The sequence below is a fragment of the Lentibacillus sp. Marseille-P4043 genome (genome assembly GCF_900258515.1).
In the GTDB taxonomy this organism is placed as follows: Bacteria; Bacillota; Bacilli; order Bacillales; family Amphibacillaceae; genus Lentibacillus_C.
On sequence record NZ_LT984884.1, the window covers coordinates 1,710,246 to 1,736,154 of the forward strand.

Genomic DNA, 25,909 nt, shown 5'->3' on the forward strand with positions numbered 1-25,909 from the left:
ACCAAGAGGATAGTGCTGGACTGAGCTATTCCTTTCCATTCACAAAAAGATAAGTAAGCTTGGCTGTTGTTTACGTGCCTTTAATACAGTTTGTTTCTATTATGATAGCAATTATAAACCCCTCAGCATCAATTGATAAACCTTCTTTAGGTTCATCTAAATTAGTTACCTGACCATGCTACTTTTAGATAAAATAGAATAAAGTAACACTTAGTATTATCATTTATTTTAAATTTGGGAAAAAGAACTACTGGACAGCAGGGGGCATAGACTATGCATAACAATGATGAACTCGAACAATATAAAAAAACTATAAAAGATAAAATATTAAATTTAATTGGTGAAGGCAATATAAAAGCAGCAAATGAACTAATATTTGAGTATGAAAAAATAATACAAAATGATATAGAGATGCATCATATTAAATCTATGGCTCTTATACATGAAGGAAAGTACCGATTGGCTGAAATGGCTTTAAAAGATGCTATTCAGCTAGATAATTATAATGCGGACACTTATTACAATTTAGGTTACCTATTTCAGCTTAAAAATAAATTAGATGAATCATATAAATACTACCAACTTGCTAAAAAATTCAGTAGAGATTCTAATTTGCAAGATGAAATAGATAATATATTAAATAGTATAGATTATAATAAAGCAAATGACGATAATTTGCATGTAATAGATAATGGAAATTTAAAAAAAGTATTAGTGGTTGCATATATTTTTCCACCATTAGGAGGATCTGGTGTGCAGCGTACACTAAAATTCGTGAAATATTTGCGTCGCTTTGGTTGGGATCCAGTTGTTCTAACTGTAGATTCTTTAGATTCCCAGAGTGTGTTTAGCGATAATTCTATAGAAAAGGAATTACCAAGTGATATAAGTGTTATTAGAGCTCAGGTTCCTAGTACAATAACAAATGATTATATGAATAAGATTATTAAACTTTATCAAGGAATTATATCAAATAATAAAATAATTGAACAATATGTTTCACATTTAAATAAAACACAAAAATTGACTCTTATTCCGGATAATCAAATTATATTCGCCTATGAAGTGATTACGAATATATCTAAACTAGTGGATATGAATGAAATCGACTTAGTCTATACTACATCTGGTCCATATTCAGATCATATCGTCGGTTATTATCTTAAAAGCCAGTTTATGAAACCTTGGGTTGCTGATTTTCGGGATGAATGGTCGAACAATCCATATTTAAAATTTGATGAAAAAAATATTTATCATAAATTAAGTTTTCTTTTGGAAAATGAAATTGTTCATTTTGCGGATAAGGTTATAAATGTAAACCCGTTATCTACAATGAATTGTAAAAGAATTTTTAGTGTTGATAATGTAAAACTAGAAACGATAACAAATGGCTATGATGAAATAGATTTTTCAAGCCTTAATAATGTTAGTGAAAAACGAAATGATTATTTTTCAATATTCCATAACGGTTTGTTTTATTCAATTAGAACTCCTAAGACTATTATACAAGCTGTTGGTAATTTAATTAATAAAGGGCAAATTGATCAAGGAAAAATAAAATTAGACCTCGGTTGGATTGATAATAAACATGAGTGGGACAAGTATATAGATGATCGAAACTTAAAAGATATAGTGTTTTTTGGAGGGTATTTAGAACATCAGAACAGTTTAGAAAAAGCTCAAAGGATGGATGCCTTACTTTTAGTTGTTGGACCGGGAGAAAAGAATAAAGCAATGTATCCAGGTAAGCTTTTTGAATATCTTAGGTTAAATAAGCCAATTTTATCTTTATCACCAGAGGAAAGTGTAGTTGATAAATTATTGTATAAATTAGATGCAGGTATAAATGTTGATTTTAATAACATAGACTCAATAGAAAAGGCTTTATTATTAATGTATCGTGATTGGGAGAATGGAAATAAAAAGGCCGAAAAGTTAAATAAAGATATTAAAAACTTTGAAAGAGGTAATCTCACTAAGAAATTAGCTAATGTATTTAATGAAATTTCCGATAAATATGAATCCATCTCTCTTAGTAAGCCAAGCTTAATTGATCAAAAAATAGTAGAAAAAGAATATAAGCAACGATTTGGTAAAGAAATAGATCTACAAAATCCAAAAACTTTTAATGAAAAAATTCAGTGGTTGAAATTAAATTATAGAGATCCTCTTATGGTAAGATGTGCAGACAAATTTGATGTAAGAGAGTATTTAAAAGAAAAGAGTCTAGATTTTATATTAAATGAGGTATATGGTATTTACAGTAGTGTGGATGAAATAGATATAGCAAAACTACCTAATAAATTTGCTTTAAAAGCAACACATGGTAGTGGGTGGAATATAATTTGTAATAATAAAGAGTTATTAGATTGGAATGCTGAATTTGAAAAAATCAATAATTGGTTAAACACTAATTACTACAATTTAGGTAGAGAATGGGTTTACAAAAATATTAACCCAAGGATTATATGTGAGAAATTTTTAGTTGACGAGGATGGAACTCCAGCAAAAGACTACAAAATATTTTGCTTTAATGGTGAACCCAAACTAATTCAAGTAGACTTAGACCGTTTTCAAGTTCATAAACAAAATATATATGATATTAATTGGAATAAGATGCCGTTTGAGTATAACTATTCAATGTCTACAGTTAATTTAAAAAAGCCAAAGAATCTCGCATTAATGATTGAAATAGCAAAAATATTATCTCAGGATTTCCCATTTGTCAGAGTAGATTTATATAATTTAAATGGAAGGATATACTTTGGTGAACTAACGTTTTATCCCCATAATGGTAAAGGTTTGTTTAAGCCAAATGATTATGATTTAGAGATTGGCTCATTCTTGGATTTGACTAATTTAAAAGAATGACTGCAACTATTGGGTTAACGTTAATAGATGAAGATGATGAATATGCTTCTGCAATTGATATGTCAAATAGATAGTCGTATTCAGTGACACAATTAAAGCTATTAAAACAGTTAATTTCTGATGAGTGTGCTACACTTGATACATTTTAGTTAATTTATACCATACTTTTAATTACTTAAATAAATCATCCGAAAACCTAGCCTGCTACGAAATCTCTTATCCGTGACGTAGATTATGCTTCAACTGCTGTTTAGGCTGTAACAAGCACAGTCGTCCTAGCTGGTAACGACTAGAGAGTATAATTTTAATTGGTTGAATTGCTGAAAACCCCTTAGAGCTTTTCATACCCAAAACGTAGTCGGAAACAACAACCGTGGTGGTTTGAAAAAAGAAAAGATTGGGTGAACAGCAACCAAGCTCCTAGAGTGAACTCTGGAAAATGCTCAACTACTAGGATAAACCATCTAAAGCTAAAAGCTATGATTATGGAATCCATAGGTGAACATGTAAATCAGCATTGTGAATCCAAAGTGCCGATCCCTACTAAAGAAAGACATTGATTAGACCCACCTATGCCATTTTTTTTTGAAGTTGGCAATCTGCTTGGGATTCATGACGAATACTTTCGCCCCCAGGCCTCGCATAAATTCATCGTTGTGTAAAAACATGGATGGATGAAAGCTGTATACACTGGTGGATTCAAGCCCGATTCGCAGCACATCAACTGACTGGCCTCTGGCTGTATTAAGAATGGTATCTCTGAGCTGTGTTGCACCTGGAAGATCATTCTGGATGGTGAAGGACTTAAGCTTCTCTCCTTCCCCGTCTAAAAAACAAACCTTGATATCAAACGAACTCACATCTAATCCGACAAATAATTTCATGGGGTATTCCTCCCTTCGATTTAGAATCATTGGAACTTGTTTCTTGGACGCTCTGAGATATCCCTAGTGTGGACGCTGATCAGCAGCCTCGTGTATGAGTACTATCCTTGCATCGAAAGCCGCCCCGGGCTACTACCATCCGGGTTCGAACATCAAGGTGTACAGCCTGCGTGTATGAAGATCGACACGTACACTGGGAAACAGTCTTTATAATGTGGTAAGCCACAAGGAGTGAAAGAATTGTCCCAAATGATCCTAAGACCATTATCTAGGAATATTTCAGAGCGTCCAAGTTATTGATTTCTTAAAGCAGGTTTTTTGGAATTAATAGGCTAAATGAAAGAGCCTAAATATAGTATACGAGGGGTATAACTATGCGAATCAATCACAACATTTCGGCGCTAAATACATATAACAAAATGCAAAAAAATAGTAAAGCTATCACAGGTTCAATGCAAAAGCTTTCCTCTGGTCAAAGAATAAATCAAGCCGCTGATGATGCTGCTGGCCTGAGTATATCCGAGAAAATGCGGGCCCAGATTCGTGGACTGGAACAAGCAGAGCAAAATATTCAGAATGGGATATCATTACTTCAGACAGCGGAAGGCGGACTTGGGGAAATTGTCAGCCCTAACTTACAACGGTTAAGGGAATTAGCTGTACAGGCTTCAAACGACACGTTAACGACCGAGGATAAACAGACGATTCAAAAGGAAATAGAGCAAATAAAACAGGGGATTAATGATATCGCCAACGATACAGAATTTAATGAGATTAAACCGTTAATTCCGGGGAGACCTGAGGAAATGAATGGTTCTTCTTCTGGAAAAAAGGCAAAAGTTGATATTGTGTTTCTAGTAGATTACTCAGGGAGTATGGGAAATGCAAACAACTCTTCAACACAACTTGGAGCAGTATCGGATGGGATCTCAGATTTTGTAACCGAATTAGATAATAATTCAATGGATGCACAAGTAGGAATTGTGAATATTACAACTACTAGAGATCCTTTATACAAACCATTATCTGATAATCCCGAGACAATAAAGCAAAACATGAAAAGACTTGGCTCTACACTGGTAAATAGCGGGACAAAACCATATCAATACATGGAAGAAGCTACTCCAACAGGGGAAATTGGGGAAAAACTAGGTTATAGGTCAGATTCAAAAAAAGTTTTTGTGCTTTTTACTGACGTTGGTAATGAAAATGGAACTGGGACAGAAAACACGGCGAAAGAAGCCTTGGAGGGAAGCAATATATCATACGGCTTTGATGATGATGATATTCAATCGTACGTGTTTGGTTTTAGTAGTACTATGAATGGTTCATATGATGAAACTGACAAAACTGCATATGATGACATAGTGAACTATACAGGTGGAAAATTGTATACAACTGGCATCTCTAATTCTGATCAAATTAAAGATAAATTAAAAAATGACCTGGTCACAGATATTCATAGTAATATCGGTAATTCAGATAATGAATTTGACGAGACAAAAACAATTAAGTTATAAATTGGCGCCAAATCAGGCGAAACTTTTAATATTGGTTTAACAGATGCGAGTACTACTGCACTGGGAATAGACGGTATAAAAATAGATCCGTGGGAAGAAGCACAAAAAGCGATTGGAAAAATTGATACTGCTATTCAAAAAGCAACATCAGAGCGCAGTAGATTTGGCGCTTATCAAAATGCCTTAGAACATATTAACAATAATGTATCAAATTATAAAATGAACCTCACAGCTGCAGAATCACAATTAAGGGATCTCGACATGGCTAAAGAAATAACAAAGTTAGCTAACAAGCAAGTGTTATTGCAGTCATCACAAGCAATGCTTTCACAAGCTAATCAAATTCCTCAGTCGCTATTACAGTTTTTGAAATAAGTGAGGGTCTGAAAATAAGCTTTGTGCTGGAATTGATTGTTAAGGCCTCATAGTTTTTTATTAATAGGGACGTTTCTAAAGGATAAGGTCTGACACCCCGGTGTTTTCATGCCGGAGTTCATTTGTTTGCCCTTGGAAGAGAGTGCCAAGTACTGAAACAATTCTGAATTGCGTTGGTACCTGGCACTTACTTTAAGGGATTAACAAATGAGTAGCTCTGGCATACTATACCTCCTGAAATACGATGAACGTATTAAGTCAACGACAAGATGAGGCTATGGCCAAAGAGTCAATGAATCTGGTCAAACTGCAAATATTAACGGAAGCACAACAAGAATGGTTTCCCATGTGAATTAAAATAGAGTTACAAAATGAAAAACGGCCATCAACAAAGTGGTCGTTTTTCTATTTGAAAGTATATAGCACTTACCGGCTACTCGCTCACGCAAACACAAACCAATTCCCAAAATACCAAATACCCACCCAATTTCTCCCAATCCCCTAAACTTCCGCACCAAAATAACCGATAAAAATAGGAGAAAAGTCATGGTGGAGGGATTACCATTTGGAAGGCTAACATACGAAATACATTAGAAAAACTAGCTACATGGGTGAAAACTAAAAATTATAATCCGTTTTTATATAAAGACATTACGGAACAGATAAATAAGTTAGACGAGCCGATACAACTCTTGATTGCTGGGGTTTTTAGTTCGGGAAAATCTACTTTCTTAAATACATTTATTGGTGAAGAATTATTAAGTTCCTCAATGCGGGCGGAGACGGCGATTATTACCAAGTTGACCTATGGGGAAGAAAAAGAGCTGGTTGCTCACTTTAAGGACGGTCGGACAAGTAAACTGTCGATTATGTGGCTATCTTCGCTAACTACTGATCGTGAGGGTGGGGGGACGGCACTCAAGCCATATATCAACATGATAGAAATTCGTTTGCCAATCGATCTTTTAAAATATGTCCATTTGGTTGATTCCCCAGGGATTGATGCGAACAACGAGCATAATGGCATTTCTGAGAACTATTTTGATCATGTGGATGCAGCTTTTTGGTTGTTCTTTTTCGAAAGTGCGGGGAAGGTTGTTGAGAGTGAATATATTCAGAAACTAAAAGAGCGTCACATTCCTGTTTATGGAATTATCAACCATGTCGACGGTTTGATGGATGTGGTAGATGATGAGGAAGCAGAACAGATGCGGGATTCAATTCAGGAAATTTTTCAGCAGGTTCAAGCCAGATCGAAAAATGTGCTTGAAGATGAAATTATTGGTATTACAGCATCTAACGCATTGGAAGCAAAACTGAACAATAATCAGGAAGATTTGGAAATGAGTAATTGGGGAGCTATCGAGAATCTGTTGGAACAAATTAAAGCGGATGCTTCTATCAAATATAAGAAGCAATATTTCCACCTAATGAAGCTGCTTCAATCCATTCATTTCCACATGGCAGAACACGAGGAAAAGTTAGTAACGGATGATTTTTCCAGGTTTATCAATGATTTCTGTATTCATGATTCGGATGCTTTCTATTCCGGTCATCAGAAAATAGATGCAGATATACAGGAGATGGAAGCGTTCCTTTATCGATGGAAAGAGCTTGGTGATAGGTCAATTACTAGCTTAACGAATTTGGAGGATTTACAAAGTGAATTAGGAATGTTTCAATCCTTATCCCCTGGGCTATCACCTGAATATCTAGCTTATTTTCCCGAAATGGAGCATTTGATAGGGAAGCTGATAAAGCAAATTAAAGATTGGGAAAGCAAGGTGCAAAGCTACAATGCTAGGAAAGATACCGCAAAGGAAGAATGGCAGGCCTTAAAAAAGGAATGGGATACGGTCGCAAAACGAAAAGTTATCGGGATTCGCCGCTTGAAGAAGTTTAAGGAAAAGGATGAACATTATAGAAAGTTAGCCATGCAAGTACATAATAAATATGAGAATATTAAAAAACAAAAGTTCAATCTATCCGCTCAGATTCAGTCTTTTGAAGAGAGGTTTCATGATTATGTCGATCGTTTAACGGCTGTCTATCTGGAAACCTATGACAAACTAAAAAGGGAAATGAGCGACTTTCTTGCAGCGTATCAAGCTGATTACAAGCTATTAACAAAAGATAGTGTCGAAGCTATTTATCGTTTTATGGAAGATTTGTATGCGCTTCATTCAATTGTTTTACCAGCATTTTCGCATGATGATCCAGACCTTGTATCCACAGTGGAATATCAAAATGCCTATATGGAGTATGATAAAATCGCTTCTAGTAGCTGGAATAATCGATTTACGGATGAAAATAAGCAAGACTTTCTGTTGTTTTATCAAACGATTACGTCTGAAGATCATCCATCATGGACCGAGGGAGAATTTGGATACCCGGAAATAAACGATCAGTTGCTACTTAATTCGTTGGTGTATAAGCTTCGTGAAGAAAGTCCTTTTAATATAAATCTAGTGTTTGACAGGATTAATAGAAATCGTAAACGGATTCTATCTTTAGGCATTGTTGCTGTATTTTTTGTGCTGATTTGGCAAACGATTGTATCGGCACAGCTATTTTCATCCGATCCAGAAGATACAAAATCAGATGTCGTGGAGGAGCAATCATTTGACCCAGAACCCACCGATGAAGTAGATGATGAGCCTCAATCGAATGATGAGCCCCAATCGAATGGTGATACGGAAGAGGAGCTGCAATCGGAGGAGCCTGAGCCTGTCTATCTTTCGTTTGAAGAGGTTTCTACCTTTTTGGACGAATTCCGGAATAACTACTTTCTTGCCTTAAATGAGAAGAACTTCGGTTATGTTTCTCCTTATTTAGAACAGGGGAGCGGGGCCTATACTTCTCTTAGGAGTTATATAGAGGATGATTTACCAGAGACATATTATGATTTTAGAAACCAAGAAATTGATGTCACGTCTATGTCCGAAATAATAGATGGAACTGTCAAAGTAGAAACGTTTGAAACATTTACATATGAGAATGAAATAGGTGACCAACTAAACTATGAAAAAAAGAAGACCTATTCCATCCATGTGGAGGAAGAATCGTTAGCTATCAATGACATAGAAATAGACAACACGGAAAAGACTTTAGAGGAACTGCGGACGGTGGAACTTGTATCACAAGAAGATGTTCAGCGGTTCATGGCGCGATTTAATGAAGAAAAGACCTATGCTGTATATAGTGGTTCCACAGACGATTTAATCAACTACTATGATCAGATGGGGTCAGCGTGGTCTGAAGCAAAAGAATACGTAGAAAAGTTGGCCAGAAAAGGGGATCAGCTACAAAACAATCAGTTGCTAATTAATTCTATCAGACAGGAAGATGCTAGACATTTTCTTGTCGATGCAGAGACTGTCGAGGAAATTTTTTCGATGGATGGGATGACGCAAATTAATGAGAAACAATTACAATATCGTCTTTCTGTTGATGAAAATGGGAGTATCGCTATTCTCGATAAAACAAAGGAGGAAATTACAAATCAAGAGGAATTTCCGTCTGAGTCTATTGAAACGAGTGAAGGAGGAGTAGAATGAGTTTTTCATTACATCATTATGTTAAATCACTAGAGGAATTCCAAACGCAAACAGATCGTCTGGTCACCGTCTTTGAGGGGATGCATGCCCCAGTGAAGAAAGAGAAAATCATGGGATATAGAGAGGAGTTACAAAATAACCAATTCCAAATTACAGTTGTGGGGGAATTTGGGCGTGGGAAATCGATGTTCATTAATGCGTTACTCGGTGAAAAAATACTCCCTTCCTCACCGAAAACGACGACAACGGTGTTGAATCATATTTCATACGGGGAAGAAACAGAAGTTATTTTGCATTTCCAGGACGAAACGAAAAAGGTAATTGGTCAAGAGGAATTTCAAAGAATTGTTGCCCCTATAGAGCCGTTACCTGGAGATGACCAAGGACAAAGGGAATATGACAAAGCAGTTGCGTATATTGAAAGCATCGCATATGCGGATATTTGTTATCCGATTGATTTTTGTAAGGATGGGGTTCGGATTATCGATACACCTGGACTGAATGACGGAAACGCAACACGGGACAGGCTGGCATCAGAAATTATTCCGCGCTCAGATGTGGCTATTTTATTACTTACCGCAAAGTCGCCGTTGTCAAAATCAGAGATGACGATGCTTAAAGATAGGCTGCTTGAAAATGATATTCAAAAAGTATTTCTTGTCGCGAATTTCAAGGATGCACTTCGGACAGAACAGGATGAAAAGGAAGTCACTGATTATATTAGAGAAAATTTGCAGGGAATCATTGATGACCCAAGAATTTTTCTAGTGTCAGCAAAGCAGGGTTTGACAACTAGAAGGGTATTAAATGGAGAGGAATTGCGGGTAAGAAAGCCAGTTACTTTAGAAGAGACAGGGATTCCTGAATTTGAACATGCTTTAGCCGAATTCCTAATGTATGATCGTGGCAAGGTAAAGATGAAACGTCCGATTCAACAAACGATTCGTCTGATTAATGAGACGCTCGACAAAGATGTGAAGCTTGTCAAGCGGTCGTTAGAGATGGAAAGGCATGGACTGGAGGAGAAAATTAATAACATACAAAACCAGCTAGAGGATTTTAGAAAAAGTGGCGAGAAATCACTTCAGCAAATTAGGAATATGCTCAGGTCTAAAGAAAAGGATATTATCCAGTGGTATAAGGATGAACTGACCAAGATAAAACAAGCTGGCATCCATGCTTTTGACCGTAGTGATTCACTTGATGAGACAACTATTACGAATCATGTCGAGGCAGCTACAGCCCCTTTGGAACGTCAACTACATGAAGAAAAAGTAGAACGCATGCAAAACCTTGCTAAAAAAATTATTCAGCTTGGTAGTAAGGAGCTCAATCATAAGTGGGGGCAGATTGATACAAATTTTAACCAATTGATGACGATCGAAGAAGACACGCAATTGCAGGTCTCTTTCCATAATGGAGAACAACCTGCCTATGATATTTTCGATGATATTTATGAAGAATTGGATTTCGCCTGGAGCAGGAGTACGAGCATATTTGGTAAAGCAGCTATTGCTGCAGGTTATATGCTTAATACAGTGGCTTCTGGAATTGTCTCTTTTTTAAAAAATTGGTTTGGTACTTCTGATAAGGAAAAGCGGAGAAAACTAAGAAGTCAGCTATCCAATCAGTTGTCAGCCAATCATGCAAATAAAGTAAATGCTTTGAAAAAAGAATGGAAAGCAGTGATTAAAGGAATTGAATCCAATTATCATCAGACAGTGAAGCAAATGATCCGTGAAAAGGAACAACAGCTTGCCACGTTGACCCATAATACCCAACTAGAAAAAACGGAGATAGAAAACAGGTTAGCCGTTATTAGGCAGCAGGAACAGGCATTAAAGCAGATTCATCAAGAATGTGTTCATCTATTAGAAAGATTGAATATCCGTAGTGAAGAGGAAGTGCATGTATGAGCGAAACGACAAAGCTATCCCTATTCAGGGAACTTCAAGAAACAATGGAACAATGGCAGAGATTGGCTCCAGAAAGTCCACAGCTAGAGAAACTTAAGGAACTAAAACAAGATATTGAGGAAGATTATTTTACATTGGTCACAGTTGGGGAGTTCAAGAATGGTAAATCGACCTTTCTAAATGCACTTTTAGAGGAAGAATTACTGCCTGTGAATGTAACACCGACAACCGCAGCGATCCATGTGCTTTATCAGGGAGAAGCTAGCGAAATGGAAGTAGTTAAATCCAATGGTGAAAAGGAGTTACTACCATTAACAAGTCAATCACTGGATCAATTCACAGCTCAGGCTGATTTTGACCCTAATTCTGTAAACTATATTAAAGTTCCACATCCTTCATCAATGCTGGATCATCGTGTTGTTTTAGTTGACACACCTGGAGTAAATGACCTAAATGCTCATCGCGTGGCGGTTACACATCAATTTATTCCACGTGCAGACGGCATTTTATTCATGATTGATATCAATGCCCCGTTCCGAAAGACCGAACTTGAGTTTTTGGAAGACTTTCTAATGCGTAACGGAACAGAGCATATCGTATTTATTGCCAATTTCATGGATCAATTAGATGATGAAGAAGATGTGGAGGAAGTACTGGAGTTTGCAAATAGAAGATTGGCCCAGATAAGTGGACGAAAGGAGCATCACATCCTTCCTTTATCTGCTCTAGAGGCATTAGAGGGTAGCGTTAATAACGATCAACAATTATATGAACAGTGCGGCATGGTTCAAGTAAAAGAATCAATTATAAATTTGATTCAAAACGGCACGAAGCAACAACAAAAAATCAATCGCTATCAGCATCGATTTAACTTTATAAAAATGGGTATTAGTCGCGAAATAGATGAGGAAAAGGCATTTACAAGTCAGACGGTTGACCAACTCAAGCAAGAACAGCAGAAATTGCAGGCTTTGATGGAAGGTGCGGAAGGCTTGAATGAACAACTGGCGGATTATATTGAGGAACGGACAGCTGAAATCAAGTTTATGATTCTTAAATCAATGGACCATTTTGAACAGCGGTTGAAGCGGGAATTAATGGAATCAATTGAATACCATACGGGTGACAATATTAAACTATTTGTGGAAAGAGATCTGTCGCGGAAAATAAAAAATGAACTTACGAAATGGGTGGATGGCTATAGTCAACCGATCTTTATCTTATTTCAAAAATTGGAAAAGGAAATTTCGGATGGATTAGCCGAAACATTTCAACAAGAGTCAATACTACATACGACCAAATCTCAAATGAACTTTGCGTCCGTAATCGATATCGAATCTCCTGATACAAAAAATACAACACTCACCTCTGGAGCATTGCTAGGGGGAGCAAGCGCACTAGCTCTTGTCTTGGGAGCAAATGTCTTATTTCCAATTGTAGCCTTTGTCGGACATCCATGGCTTAGTAATAAGTTAAAAGAAAAGGAATGGCAAAAGGTGAAGCCGACTATACTAGAGGCCACAAACGATCATGTGGCCCATATTTTCACCGATTTCCGTCACCATATGAATGCATATATAGAGGAAACAACGGAGAAGATTCAGCATGGTTCTAGTCAGGAGTTCCAACGCATGGTTTCTCATTATCATTCATCTGTAAAACAAAAGGTGGAGCAGAAGTTACAATCCGAACAAGACCAGACCCACCGTATAGAAGCGCTGGAAAAGTTTCAACAAAAAGTGATGCCAAAACAAGCAATTCAAAACGTATAGGGAGAGGATAGTATGAGTGAATTTCTTACAGACCATGGAACAGATGTTGGAAATACGTTTGATTCGGATTTTCAACAAGATACAACATTTCAAGATGATTACCACGATTCTTATCAAGATGTTCCGAGAATGGATATTAATTCATTTACCGGACAGGATATTTTTGATTCTCAGGATCCACTGAAACATGCACATAGCTATAAATGTCCACCATTGGACTTGAATAATGGAAATCAACATTTTGTGAATCCCCATTTCGTTGATGACTATACCCGTTCAGACGGCACACATGTTGACGGGTATTACCGAGATGGTGACGGCAATACAGATGTAAACCGATCGAAAGAAGAAGGTGGGGGGTATTATAGATCGAACCCATGATGCATCGGGCTGGGGGCGGCGTTAACTTGTCGTCTCTTATCTAGATTGCTATTATAGTGTTACTATTTATTAGAAAAGGGATGTGATATATTGGTTGAATTGTTCTAATAAATAAAGATCTGTATACGAACCATGACCGCTTATTTAAAGAGTTAATCCAACCTTTTTCCAAGAATTTATGGAGGACTTCTTTCCTCGGAATTTTGGGGATTTTTAGGTCAGATCCCCTCCACGTGGGAAATGAGTGTTGCAGCTAAAATTGTATCGACGCCCGGAATCGTTTTAAGTGGATCGTCAATTAGTTCCTCTATTTGTTTTTCTAGTTTTTCAATTGCTTCCTCAGCACGGTTTAATTCTGATATATAGTTTTGATTAAGTCATTTCTATCTCTTGATAACCATTTTCCCAACAGCCATTCTCTCTAACGACTTTCAAAATTTCACTTGCTTTTTTTAAAGGCGTTGACTAAATAAGCAGTAGTTTATCACTTTCCATATCCATTAGAGGATTAGGAGAAGGAAAATGGGAAAAGAATCCTTTTGCAGTTTTACTTTCAAAGTCTTTAAAAAATGATTTATAATTTGGATAGTTATGAACTAATGGTTATAAACAATAATGAGGTGTGTTGAAATGTTATATAAAAACTTAGATGAGTTTGAAAAAAAGCAAGCAGAAGTTGTTAGGTGTTTAAATAATGAAGGAATTAATGTTAGAAGAGGTAAAAAGGAACCAATAAATAGAAAATATTCGGGGATACTTAGTTATGAAGGAAAAATGTTAAATATAAATATACCAGAATAAAAAAAGTTGTAGTTTGTATTTCATTTTATTGATGGGAATTAATTAAAACAAAAGTACAATCGGAGCGGGGGACATGGGGGACAGGTTAACTGTCCCGGCTGAAATCGCCTACAACACGGGGTTCTGGGACGAGGACTTGTCCCATGTCCCTTGAAAAGTGCCCAGAGATTGTGACACTTATAGGAAGATGCACTTACTTCCTTAACTTTTGGTTCGGAAATTTTAGTGTCAGTCCCCCCATTGCTCAGAATCCGAGTAAAAAAATCAAAATAGCACATTTGATTGTACTAAGATTGAATACCTTCTAAATAAAATGTTTTGTGGATCAGAAAGACGTAATACGAATATCCGCGTTTAAGTGGACTCTGTGGGATTGAGGATTCCACCCGAAATCACACTGAATTAGAAAGTGTAAGTCAGTTAATGTTTTGTTGACTGGCTTATATTTTTTGCATTTAGGAATAGTAAACTTTTTCTCTCGTATGCTAATATTTCTTAGATGAAAATTGAATGCAGAGAAAAATAAAAGATGGGAGAACTAATCTAAATGGAAAAATTGTTAGATTGTAGTAATTTAGAATCAACATATAAATCAGTAGCAGATATTCTGGGTGTTCAAATATCAACTGTAGGAAAATTTATATTAAATAATACATATCGATTTGAGATAAATAAGTATGGGTCTCTTGAATATAAAAATAGATTGGATGTTGACGACTTAGCAAATTCATTCAATGTTGCTGAGGAAAAAATTGATTTTGATTATTTGACTGTCCAACACGTAGCTTCAATTTATGATAGAAATAGCCTTTTAACAAACGGTTTAATGAATATAAAAGATTTATTTACATCAGATAATGCTTTTCGTTCAAAATTAAAAGAATATGGTTTGGACACTGGGACAACAGCGAACGGGGAACCTTATATTGAACGTGAAGGTCAGATTGTTTCAACTGATTATTTGCAACATCGTTTTAATAGGGATAGATGTATAAATGGATTTTTAACTTGGATTGATGCACAGACGGATAGCAATGTTAGCAACATAAGAGAGTGTCCAGAGATTGTATCACATATTGGAAGATATATACTCGATAGCTATGCATTAGAAAAGGATTGGATCCGTAATTCTGAATCCTCTGTGATCTCTTTTAAGGTGGCTTTGGAGGAAATACTAGATATCAATCATATCCCGGTCACAAAACAACATCTTTTACTGAGTGCAATTGATTGTTTATTAAAATTTCATGTGGGTTATAAGGATTACAAAACTATAATGATTTTCTTAAAGGAAAATATATCAATTGATGCATCCAGAATAATAGACATTAGAAGTTTTTCCTAATTGCGTAGAATAATGGCGTGGAAATATAATTCCACGCCATTATTTTAATTTCCAAACTTTTTTTTGCAGGATTTTGGCTAGTATAGTAGAATCTAATAAAGAGAAATTATTGCGTAGAATTATTTAAAGGCATTTTAGGGGAGATTGCATTTGCTTATACAGTTTCAAAAGGAAGGACTAAAAGGTAAATCTGCTACAACCATTAAAACATACATGCATTGCCTTGAACAATTTAATAAATGGCTTGCTGGTAGTGATACGAACATAGAAGATTTTTCTCGATCTGATGTTCAACAATATATTGATTATTTAGCAGCAAAGAAAAAAAGTGCCTCAACCATTAATAAAATTTGGAATGCGATAAAGAAGTATAGTAAGTTTGTTGGTAAAGAGGACTGTATCGAAGACATATCAGTTGTAAAAGCACCAGATTATAAAAAGGAAGCGCCACAAGCGTTATCAAAAAACGAACGTAATCGTTTGATTTGTGATATTGACCGGAGCAGGAATAAAAGGGATTTCGCTATTATTATGGTGTTATTAAACACGGGTATTCGAGTGTCTGAATTAGTTTCTATTGATCGTTCAGATATTGAAATAAGTGAAAGAAAAGGAAAGTTAACAGTAGTTGGGAAAGGAAATAAAGAAAGAACTATTCCTTTAAATGCTGAAGTAAGGCGTGCAATTGATAAATACTTATATCAACGAATCGATGATTATCCAGCCATATTCTTGAGTAATAGAGGAAAAAGGATCAGTGTAAGAACGGTACAAAATCTTGTTCATAAATATGGATATCACGTTCATCAGCTCCGTCATACATTTATTACGGATTTGCAGAGAAGTGGAGCGGATTTAACACTCATTCAATCGCTAAGTGGTCATTCATCATTGGGCATGTTATCACGTTACTCCATGCCAACACAAGAGGATAAACAAAATGCTGTGGAAATGCTTTATAAGCATGAATGACGGTGATGACGGCAGTGACAACAGAATAAAGATTTTATATAATTATAGAAATTGGATGTGCATATATGATAGTTGAAAAGTTGCTTTATCATATTACTGATTTAAATAATCTTGAATCCATTCTTCAACATGGTGGTCTTTTAGCTCACAACACGATAGAGGAAAAAAGTGTTGAATATGAAAATATTGCACATAATAGTATTCAAAACAAAAGAACAATGAAGACTGTGCCACTTCCGCCCAACGGCAATTTACATGATTACGTTCCATTTTACTTTGCTCCTAAATCTCCAATGTTATATGCAATTCGTAAAGGGCAAGTGGAAGGATATGAACATGGGCAAGGTCATATCATTTATTTAGTTTCTAGAACGGATATTATACACTATGCAGGATTAGAGTATGTATTTACCGATGGCCATGCTATTATGGGGTTTACTGATTTTTACAAGGATCTAAAACATATAGATAAAATTGATTGGGAAGTTATGCAATCCAAGTATTGGTTTGATAGGGAAGATGACCCAGATAGAAAAAGGCGTCGACAAGCAGAATTTTTAGTTCACAAATTTATTCCATTTGATTTTATATTAGGATTTGCTGTTAAAAATGAGTCAATAAAGTTACAAGTAGAAAATTTAATACATAAATATGATTACGATAAGTTTGTCGCAATTCGAAATTGGTACTACTAAGATGGAGGTGAATAAAATGATTATCTTAAAACAGGGCAATCTTCTTGAAGATGAAGCGGAAGCACTAGTAAATACTGTAAACTGCGTAGGTGTAATGGGAAAGGGGATTGCGCTTCAATTCAAACAGGCATATCCCAAAGTGTTTTCAGTTTATCAACAGGCCTGTCGCCGTAAAGAGGTTGTACCGGGAAAAATGCATGTGGTTGAAACGAAATCCTTGTTTAATCCAAAGTATGTCGTTAATTTCCCGACAAAACGTCATTGGAAAAATAAATCCCAGATGAGTGATATTAAATCTGGCCTAGAAGATTTAATAAAGGTTATTAAAGAATTAAATATCAAGTCAATTGCCATACCGCCACTTGGATGTGGAAACGGTGGGTTAAAATGGTCAGAGGTATATCCTATAATTGAAACAGCCTTCGAACAATTATCAAATGTTGATGTTCATCTCTATGAACCAGCAGGAAGCCCAAAACCTGACAAAATTAAGATTCGAACGGACCGACCAAAAATTACAAGAGCCAGAGCGTTATTCTTAATGCTTATGAATGATTACTCTATACCGGGATACAAACTGTCTTTATTAGAAGTACAAAAGTTAGCATACTTTCTGCAAATAGTTGGTGAACCGCTCAGGCTAAGATTCGAAAAGGGCAAATTTGGTCCATATGCTGATAATCTAAATCACGTATTGGAACGATTAGATGGTCATTTTATACGAGGATTTGGTGACAGAAGCAGAGATGCCGAAATATATTTAATTGGTAATGCAACTGATTATGCTGAGCAATTTTTAAAGGATGACCGGGAAGCATTTGAACATCTGGAAAAAGTAAGAGATATTATTCAAGGGTTTGAGACACCGTACGGATTAGAATTGCTTGCAACGGTTCACTGGGTTGCAGACAATAAACCAGAAATACAAGATGATGTACAAAAAATAGTAGAGGAAGTTCATAACTGGAATGAGCGGAAGCGTAAGATATTTAAAGAGAAGCATATTGGGAAGGCATGGGAGCATTTGAATGTTATTGGATTAATATAAAATTTAAGCCCTACTCTAATTGGAGTGGGGTATTTTTTGATTTGATTTTTTTTACTACTCTAATGAAAAACGTAGGAAATATGAATAATATTGAGATTAGCGTGATATGTTGTTGCCTTATATGTTGTAATTATTAACAATAAACGTAAGTCAAATATTACAGTGTGTTCGATAAAATATATTTCTTCAATTATAATAATATGCAAATACTATGGGACATGGGGACAGGTTAACTGTCCCAGCTGAAATCCCCTCAATCACGGGGTTTTTGACTGGGACAACAAACCTGTCCCCATGTCCCAAAACTTTTTTCTCGTAATTTACAACTTTTTTTCTAGGCTATGCGTCTATTAGATGTGACACCTGGGAGGTAGTATTGAACTAAAAGGAGCTCTCTCTTCATGAAGAAAAACAGATCAGATGATAAAGTTATAGCGTTTATTATAGAGAATCAAGAAAATTTTTATCGGTTGGCATTTAGTTATGTGAAAAATGTTGCGGATGCGCTGGACATTGTTCAAGAATCTATTGAAAAGGCGGTATTGAAAAGAGAGTCTTTGAAGGATGATCAATCCGTGAAAAGCTGGTTTTATAAAATAATTGTTCATTCATCCTTAGACTTTTTGCGGAAGAACAAGAAAATGTCATTGATCGATGAGGAATCATTAGAATATTTTCTTTCCGGCCAAAATGATACATATCAAGACATCGATTTAAAACGATCGTTGGATCAACTGCCAATCAAATTTAAAAGTGTTATTATATTACGATTTTTTGAGGACTTAAAGATTGATGAAGTGGCGGAAGTTTTGAATGAAAATAAGAACACGATAAAAACTCGATTATATAGGGCGCTTGAATTGCTGCGTGTGGAAATGGATGAAAAGCATTGAATCATTATACGACGTTGGAGGCTGGATGTTGTGAATAAAAAATTAGAAGCGTTGAAAAAGGAGTATGAGGATACACCAATTCCAAAAGATCTGGATAAGGTGGTGCAAAAGGCAATAAAACCAAAAAGAAAAAAACCGCGTCGTCCAAATCCGAAATGGGTAATTGGCTTAGCAGCAGCGGTGTTGACTTTTATGGTAAGTATCAATACGAGCCCGACATTTGCGAAGAATTTATCTACCATACCAGTTGTTGGACCGATCATAGAGGTGTTAACGGTCATGGAGATCCAGGTGGATGAGGATAATTACGACGCAGATATAAAAGTTCCACAGGTGAATAATTTGGAGGATAAAGAACTTGAAAATAGCCTGAACCAGAAATATTTGGATGAAAGTCAACAATTATATGAAACGTTCTCTAAACGGATGGAGGATATGGAGGAAAAGGGTGAGGGTCATTTAAGCGTTGATTCTGATTATGAAGTGGTGACAGATGACGAGCTTATCTTTTCAATCAAACAAATTGTCGTAGAAACAGAAGCATCTTCGTATACAACTGTTACATACGACACGATCGACAAGCAAAAGCAAATTATGCTGACTTTACCAATTTTATTTAAAAACGACCAGTATATTGACACGATCAGTGAAAACATTAAAGAACAAATGATAAATCGAATGAAAAAAGATCCGAATAAAATTTATTGGGTTGGCAATTCGGGCATAGAAGAATTACCTGACGATGAGCTATTTGATCACATCGATGTGAATCAAAGTTTTTATATTAACAACGACCATAAATTGGTGATCGCTTTTGATGAGTATGATGTTGCACCTGGTTATATGGGAGCAGTTGAATTTGTTATCCCAACGGAAAAGATTTCAAACGATTTAGCAGGGGATAAATATATTAAATAGCTGGCTTTTAATGGAGGTTGTTTTCGCATTGTTTGTTGCTGTCTGCCCCGCAACTCGTACAAGTTCGTAAATCTTAAGGGGCTGGGGATCTTCTTTAGGTGCACGGTTTTAGGAGGCATCGCAACTAAACTTTTCGGACGGGGGTAATCGCATTCCCAGGACGTAGCAATCTTAGCCATGTTGTGCAATTGTGAGGGGTCCCGCCGATTCTGTTAAAAGGGAAGGCTGGCTAAGAGCAGACTCGTGCTTCTATACATGTTTTATTTTGTTTATCCAAGGCATCATAGATTTTCAGAACATCTGGGGGAAATTATTATGAAGAGACGAAGACATTTGAATCGTAGGGGGAAACTGCTGGTATTGGTTCTCTCAATCTTATCTTTATTTTTTCTTGTTGGGTTAATGGACTATGCGAAAAAAGGCGCTGATCCAAAAGCAACCAAACCAGCAGAGCAATCAATGTCTACAATTGGACCGAAAAAGACGTTTACGGATTCCAAACTTAATCATTCTATTCTAGAGAAAAAAGTGCAAGAACGTCAGAAAAAAGTAGCAGAAAAACGAGAACATCAACGTATAAAAGACCAAAAAGGCAAGGCGATATATTTAACATTCGACGATGGACCAACGACTGATACAAGCCAATTGCTGGATGTACTTGAACATTATAATGTGCAAGCGACTTTCTTTATGATTGGACCTAGAATTGAAAACAATCCGGAAGTTGTCAAACGAATGGCAGAATTGGGATTAGGGTTAGGGCTGCATGGTATATCCCATAGCGTTGGACAAATATATAGCTCCCAAACAGCGCCATTGAAAGAAATGAGGCAAGATCAACGTATAGTAGAAGAAGTAACAGGCAATCACACCCAACTTGTGCGACTTCCTTATGGCAGTGTACCGTATTTAACAGAGGACATGCGGTATTTACTATATAAAAACGGGTTTCAAATATGGGATTGGAATGTGGACAGCAGGGATTGGGAATTAGGGGATGGCCAATTTGTCAACAAAACCATTCAAGAAATTGAAAAGGTTGAGGAACAAGGAGAAACCCCAGTCGTACTCATGCATGATCAACCAGAGACGATCCACTATTTACCAAAATTGCTAAGTTACCTTCAAAAAAATGGCTACCAAACAAAGAAAATAACAAAAGAAGTACCAGCAATAACCTTCACATGCAACGGCCGATGCTACGCAATTTGATGAGTGGGACATGGGGAGCGGGGGTCACGGGGAGCGCGGGACATGGGGACAGGTTAACTGTCCCAGCTGGGAACCCTTATAACACGGGGGTTTTGGGGTGGGACAAGGGACCTGTCCCCATGTCCCACTCTTGCGCTTTTTGTCGTATTGTGCTATTATAATCGACTATAGAATCCCTTTTAATTTAGTCCAGTGAGGCTAAAAAGGAGCAAATGAACGTTGTACGGAATACGTTTGTGATTTATCATGCCCTTTTGTCCACTTGGATGAAAGGGCATTTTTATTGTAAGGTCACACAAATATAAAAATCTTTTAAACGAGTCCTGAGAGACTTGAAAGGAGCAGGAAAATATGAAATATCGTAATAAAACAGTCGTAGCTTCTGTGACAGGTTTGACACTTGAGGGCATGGATATCATGTTCATTTCCTTTGCGATGTCCCTGATTGTGGCGGATTTTAATGTTGGGTTGACGACGGGAGGGCTTATTTCTTCTGTCACCAACATCGGCATGCTTGTCGGTGGAATGATTTTTGGTATCTTGGCTGATCGATTTGGCCGGGTACGTGTGTTTACTTATACAATCTTTTTGTTTGCCATTGGTACGGCTTTAACGGGAGTGGCCGCGAATATTGAGCAGGTATATATATTCCGGTTTATTGCAGGTTTAGGCGCTGGTGGTGAATATGGGATTGGGATGGCACTCGTTGCAGAAGCTTGGCCGAAAAATAAGCAAGGGCGTGCATCGTCATATGTCAGCGTTGGCGCACAATTTGGCGTGATTATCGCTGCTATTCTCAGCTCGATATTGTTGCCGCTATTTGGCTGGAGAGCGTTGTTTTTCGTTGGTGTTATTCCAGTTATATTCGCTTATTTTGTTAGAAAAAATCTAAAAGAATCACCTGCTTGGCTGGCTGCTCAAAAACAAAAGCCATCCATCCAAAAACAAGGTAAGTTGATTCAGTTGGTAAACACACCGAAAATGGCCCTGACAACTGCGGGATTGGCGATCATGGCTACAGTGCAAATTGCTGGCTATAATGGCTTGATGATTTGGTTGCCGACCATGTTACAGAGGACGCAAGGATTATCGGTTTCAAGTTCAGCTATTTGGACAATCAGTACAGCAGTAGGCATGATTTTGGGCATGCTGACGTTTGGCAGATTTATTGACCGATTTGGACTGAAAACCGCTTATGGTATTTTCCTGCTTGCATCTGCCGCAGCCGTATTTTTATATGCCTATGCTACTGGCAGTGCAGGTGTATTGATTGGCGGCGCGATCGTCGGATTTTTTTCCAATGGAATGTTTGCCGGATATGGTGCATTGATCAGCCGCTTCTACCGAGTGGACATCCGAAGCACAGCAACAAACTCCATCTTTAACTTTGGCAGGGCAGTGGGTGGCTTGTCCCCTATTCTAGTTGGGTTTATCTTGGAGCATGCGACCATGTCTGTTGCGATGCTATATCTTGCAGGGCTCTACTGCATTTCATTTATCGTCATGCTTAGCCTGCGTGGAGATAAGCAAGGAACCGGGCGCGGGCATGAGATTAATAAGGTTTCAGAAGCGGTTTAATGGAAGTTGAAAGGGAAGAACGACATTGTTTTGTGAGAAGAAAAAGGCACAATGATCGGCAATAAAACCGCTCGTTGTGCCTTTTCCGATTGCCCCCATTAAGAATAACGGGTTCTCTTTAAGGGTGCAAAAACAATAAATAACAATACAAAAAGGGTCCGAAATCGCATACAGTTTCGCACCCTTTTGTTGTTATATCAATGTTTTTGGCGTTTATTCAGTTAAAATAGCACAATAAATAGCAATGATTTTAGCAGAGTGGGAATGAATATTCTCAATCCGTTATTTTATTTGATAAAGTACCAGCTAGTTTAATTTCACTTTTAAAATACAAAATCAGATGTCGATCCTAAAACTCCCGGCAATCAAAAAGTTTAAATAGGTAATTATTATTCGATATCATTCTCTCTACTTACATTATACTATGATTTATAAATTATTTATAGACTACTTTTTGTGTAATACCTATACTATAATGTTATACACAAATCTAAAAGATAAGGGGTGTATCAGTATGTATGGCAAAAAAGATGTCTTAGATAATGGTCCTTTTTTTCATGGTACTAAAGCAGAACTAAAAATCGGGGATTTATTAGAACCGCAACACTTATCAAATTACCAAGATAAAAAATCAAACTATATCTATTTTACTGCAACATTAGATGCTGCTAAATGGGGTGCTGAATTGGCAACATCCAAATCAAAAGAAAAAATTTATATTGTAGAACCATTGGGTGAATTTGAAAACGATCCGAATTTAACGGACAAAAAATTTCCTGGGAACCCAACACGTTCTTATAGGTCTAAATCTCCTCTGAAAATAATAGCTGAATTAGGTTCATGGGAAAGACATTCCGATGAAGAAGTAAACCACATGATTACATCTTTAAAAAAGTTACGTGAACAAGGAAAAGCTGTAATACACGATTAATCCTTAAAATTCGTGGGCGGCGGGTGATCCTCTCCTTGGGCTGCCATCCTGCGAGATTTTTTAGCTAATTGTTTTAGTTATGCCCCAGCCTCGTCCCTTTCAACAAAATGGACAAATTGTAAAATAAGATTTTGGCAATACTTTTTCAAGAGTTTTTTTAATCACCAAAAAATGGCAGAAGCTGGTACCGACCCCCAAAAGTTAGAATGAAAAATATAACTTTTGGGGGTAACCACCTTCTACTACGAATTGCCCTGCCATTTTTGTTGTGAATTTTTAGCTGTTTCCTCTTGTTTGCACCTCAAAAAAACCCGATACTAATTAAGAATTGTTCTTTTTTCTTATTTTTGATGTTCTAACCTATAATTGCAAGCTTCAATTGCTGACTCTGATTGCGAAATAAGCTCTTGATCTCCCTTTTCCGAGCGGAGTTCCAGTGCTTTTTCAAAAAAGGACAATGCCTCTGGAAATCTTTTTTGGTCAAATTCATTTTTGCCACAATGCTGATAAACAAAATCTAGGAAATGGGTGTAATCACTATCTGTTTCCGCTTTTTCCAGTAATTCATTAAATATTTGGTTGGACAATTCGTATTTCGTCCACCACTGGTATGTATGTGCTAGCCGAAGCTTGTTTGTAAATACGCCTTGTTGATTGTCAAGGTCATTGTAAATTTCAATCGATGTATGAAGGCGCTTTTCACTTTCCTCCAGTTCACCAACAATTCGTAAAAAGTAGCCGAGCATCCCGTTCCATTTCGCTTTTTCATCGTCACTGAAATCATTGGTTTTAAGTTGTTCCATGATGTATATCATTCCATGAAGCATCTGAATTTTGGATACGGGAACTTCCCTAAGGTTTGGGCCAAAAATAAATTTCATATTATATGGGATATCACTTATTTTCATATGCTATCTCCTCCATGAATGTATCGTATCAGTTCTATCCAAATTTTGCGAAGAAAGTAAATGCCCTGGCTCTCGTGTAATCACAATCTAGTTTTTCAGCGGGATAGTTCCATAATAAGAATGACTACAGCAGTAATAAATAAACCGACATTTCCTAAACATATAGGCGGATATGTTATATTTCTTTTCTTCTTCCCCTTTGTATCTATATTGATTGAACAACTCCGATTGGCTAAAAAGCTGCTCACCCTTTTTTGTTTTTCACGCAAAATAATCACCTTCCATAACCAATACTACCATAATTGCCAAGAGCGGGACATGGGGACAGGTTAACTGTCCCAGCTGAAAACCCCTAGAACACGGGGTTTTTGACTGGGACAACAAACCTGTCCCCACGTCCCACAAACGTGTTAGACTTAAATGCGTGAGGGAGGAGATTTTAGTGACAATCTATGAACAATTAAAGCAATCCTTATCCAATAGAGTAAACGACATTATTACACCTTTAGAAGTTAAGGTCCAGCTAAAACAGCAATTCGGGACCAATCTCAACAGTGTCATTCTATCAGACTACTGCTACAACCGTTACAATAAAGGAATCCGCTTTGACAAGCACCTTTTCCAATACATAAATAGAAGTTCCTACAAATACTTAGGAGAAAATCATCCGTACACTGGCTTGATTTTTCATAAATTGAAAGGAAGCGGTGAAGAAGTAGTTGTTGGCGAATGGAAGAATGGCGAAAAAGTGATCTATGAGCAAAGCCCTGCACAATCAGATGATCCCAAAACACAGCTTGAGAATATAAGTAACCAGCAAATTATGAAGCTATATGAGGATTACAATGAAATTTTTAGAAATGAAATGAATCTATTAAACTGCAAGCCGACAGAATTGCGGCATTTAATAGGGAGAATCGGGGAATTTATCTGTGCTATCCATACCAATGGGACGCTGGCTAGACAAGTGAATCAGCATGGCTTTGATGTGATCAGCGGTGGAAGGCGAATTAGTGTTAAAACAACTGCACAATCGGAAGGGTTTATTACAATTAATCAGAATACATTTGCTGGTTTTGATGATTTGTTTGTTGTGCAATATGCTGAGGATGATTTTAACATTATTTATTATGGTCCAAAAAATGATATTCCTAAGATTGCTAGAAGTTATCAAGGTAAATATGAGGTTGATATTAGTAAATTAGCAGGAATTGCTGGGAAGTGATTGGATAATAGTAAAAATGCGTGTGTTTGATAATTAAATTACTGTCAAGTATTACAATTTGAAAGTAATGACAAATAAATGATTTAGTGGTAAATTTATAGAAATAA

General features: G+C 36.6%; 19 protein-coding genes and 1 pseudogene. 18 read left to right on the forward strand and 2 right to left on the reverse strand.

Going from position 1 to position 25,909, the window contains the following annotated elements; genetic code table 11:
* Positions 1–273: 273 nt before the first annotated feature.
* Entirely contained in the window at positions 274–2,871 is a 2,598-nt protein-coding gene (locus C8270_RS08380; protein WP_106496395.1) for an ATP-grasp fold amidoligase family protein, read from the forward strand.
* 575 nt (positions 2,872–3,446) lie between these two features.
* On the opposite strand, the pseudogene C8270_RS08385 reads toward C8270_RS08380, so the two are convergent.
* Positions 3,447–3,755: pseudogene (locus C8270_RS08385) on the reverse strand (IS110 family transposase); the annotation flags it as partial.
* A 374-nt stretch (positions 3,756–4,129) separates the two neighbouring features.
* Here C8270_RS08385 and C8270_RS08390 point away from each other — a divergent pair.
* The 16 genes from C8270_RS08390 to arr all read left to right on the forward strand — a co-directional run bounded on the left by C8270_RS08390 (position 4,130) and on the right by arr (position 23,669).
* The gene (locus C8270_RS08390; RefSeq protein WP_106496396.1) at positions 4,130–5,275 is read left to right on the forward strand and encodes a flagellin N-terminal helical domain-containing protein; all 1,146 of its coding nucleotides are present in this window, start codon (positions 4,130–4,132) and stop codon (positions 5,273–5,275) included.
* A gap of 120 nt (positions 5,276–5,395) precedes the next feature.
* A complete protein-coding gene (locus tag C8270_RS20455; protein WP_267894863.1) occupies positions 5,396–5,650 on the forward strand; it encodes a flagellin in 255 nt (84 codons plus the stop codon).
* Between the two features lie 611 nt (positions 5,651–6,261).
* Positions 6,262–9,207 carry a TcaA NTF2-like domain-containing protein gene (locus C8270_RS08400; RefSeq protein ID WP_158701663.1) on the forward strand — a complete coding sequence of 982 codons (2,946 nt, stop codon included), beginning with the start codon at positions 6,262–6,264 and terminating at the stop codon, positions 9,205–9,207.
* A complete protein-coding gene (locus tag C8270_RS08405; protein WP_106496399.1) occupies positions 9,204–11,123 on the forward strand; it encodes a dynamin family protein in 1,920 nt (639 codons plus the stop codon). The genes C8270_RS08400 and C8270_RS08405 overlap by 4 nt, the downstream gene beginning before the upstream one ends.
* Positions 11,120–12,895, forward strand: coding sequence for a dynamin family protein (locus C8270_RS08410; protein ID WP_106496400.1), 1,776 nt, complete (start codon positions 11,120–11,122; stop codon positions 12,893–12,895). The genes C8270_RS08405 and C8270_RS08410 overlap by 4 nt, the downstream gene beginning before the upstream one ends.
* A 12-nt stretch (positions 12,896–12,907) precedes the next feature.
* Entirely contained in the window at positions 12,908–13,276 is a 369-nt protein-coding gene (locus C8270_RS08415) for a hypothetical protein (RefSeq protein ID WP_106496401.1), read from the forward strand.
* Between the two features lie 630 nt (positions 13,277–13,906).
* Positions 13,907–14,077 (forward strand): hypothetical protein, encoded by a 171-nt coding sequence (locus C8270_RS19905; RefSeq protein WP_158701664.1) that lies wholly within the window; start codon positions 13,907–13,909, stop codon positions 14,075–14,077.
* A gap of 547 nt (positions 14,078–14,624) precedes the next feature.
* The gene (locus C8270_RS08420; RefSeq protein WP_106496402.1) at positions 14,625–15,422 is read left to right on the forward strand and encodes a hypothetical protein; all 798 of its coding nucleotides are present in this window, start codon (positions 14,625–14,627) and stop codon (positions 15,420–15,422) included.
* Positions 15,423–15,572: 150 nt separating this feature from the next.
* Entirely contained in the window at positions 15,573–16,394 is an 822-nt protein-coding gene (locus C8270_RS08425) for a tyrosine-type recombinase/integrase (RefSeq protein WP_106496403.1), read from the forward strand.
* 65 nt (positions 16,395–16,459) lie between these two features.
* Positions 16,460–17,089, forward strand: a complete 630-nt coding sequence (darT, locus tag C8270_RS08430; protein WP_106496404.1) for a type II toxin-antitoxin system toxin DNA ADP-ribosyl transferase DarT — start codon at positions 16,460–16,462, stop codon at positions 17,087–17,089.
* A gap of 16 nt (positions 17,090–17,105) precedes the next feature.
* Positions 17,106–18,137 (forward strand): type II toxin-antitoxin system antitoxin DNA ADP-ribosyl glycohydrolase DarG, encoded by a 1,032-nt coding sequence (gene darG, locus C8270_RS08435; RefSeq protein ID WP_106496405.1) that lies wholly within the window; start codon positions 17,106–17,108, stop codon positions 18,135–18,137.
* Positions 18,138–18,538: 401 nt separating this feature from the next.
* Positions 18,539–19,030, forward strand: coding sequence for an RNA polymerase sigma factor (locus C8270_RS08440; RefSeq protein WP_106496406.1), 492 nt, complete (start codon positions 18,539–18,541; stop codon positions 19,028–19,030).
* Positions 19,031–19,060: 30 nt separating this feature from the next.
* Complete coding sequence (locus C8270_RS08445) at positions 19,061–19,948, forward strand: DUF3298 and DUF4163 domain-containing protein (RefSeq protein ID WP_106496407.1); 888 nt, start codon at positions 19,061–19,063, stop codon at positions 19,946–19,948.
* Between the two features lie 315 nt (positions 19,949–20,263).
* A complete protein-coding gene (locus C8270_RS08450) occupies positions 20,264–21,160 on the forward strand; it encodes a polysaccharide deacetylase family protein (protein ID WP_106496408.1) in 897 nt (298 codons plus the stop codon).
* Between the two features lie 351 nt (positions 21,161–21,511).
* Positions 21,512–22,738 (forward strand): MFS transporter, encoded by a 1,227-nt coding sequence (locus C8270_RS08455; RefSeq protein ID WP_106496409.1) that lies wholly within the window; start codon positions 21,512–21,514, stop codon positions 22,736–22,738.
* 514 nt (positions 22,739–23,252) lie between these two features.
* Positions 23,253–23,669, forward strand: a complete 417-nt coding sequence (gene arr / locus C8270_RS08460; protein WP_106496410.1) for an NAD(+)--rifampin ADP-ribosyltransferase — start codon at positions 23,253–23,255, stop codon at positions 23,667–23,669.
* A gap of 341 nt (positions 23,670–24,010) precedes the next feature.
* Here arr and C8270_RS08465 read toward each other — a convergent pair whose 3' ends face one another.
* A complete protein-coding gene (locus C8270_RS08465; RefSeq protein ID WP_106496411.1) occupies positions 24,011–24,577 on the reverse strand; it encodes a hypothetical protein in 567 nt (188 codons plus the stop codon).
* A gap of 442 nt (positions 24,578–25,019) precedes the next feature.
* Between C8270_RS08465 and C8270_RS08470 the strand changes: the two genes are divergently transcribed.
* A complete protein-coding gene (locus tag C8270_RS08470) occupies positions 25,020–25,802 on the forward strand; it encodes a DUF7225 domain-containing protein (protein WP_106496412.1) in 783 nt (260 codons plus the stop codon).
* Positions 25,803–25,909: the final 107 nt, after the last annotated feature.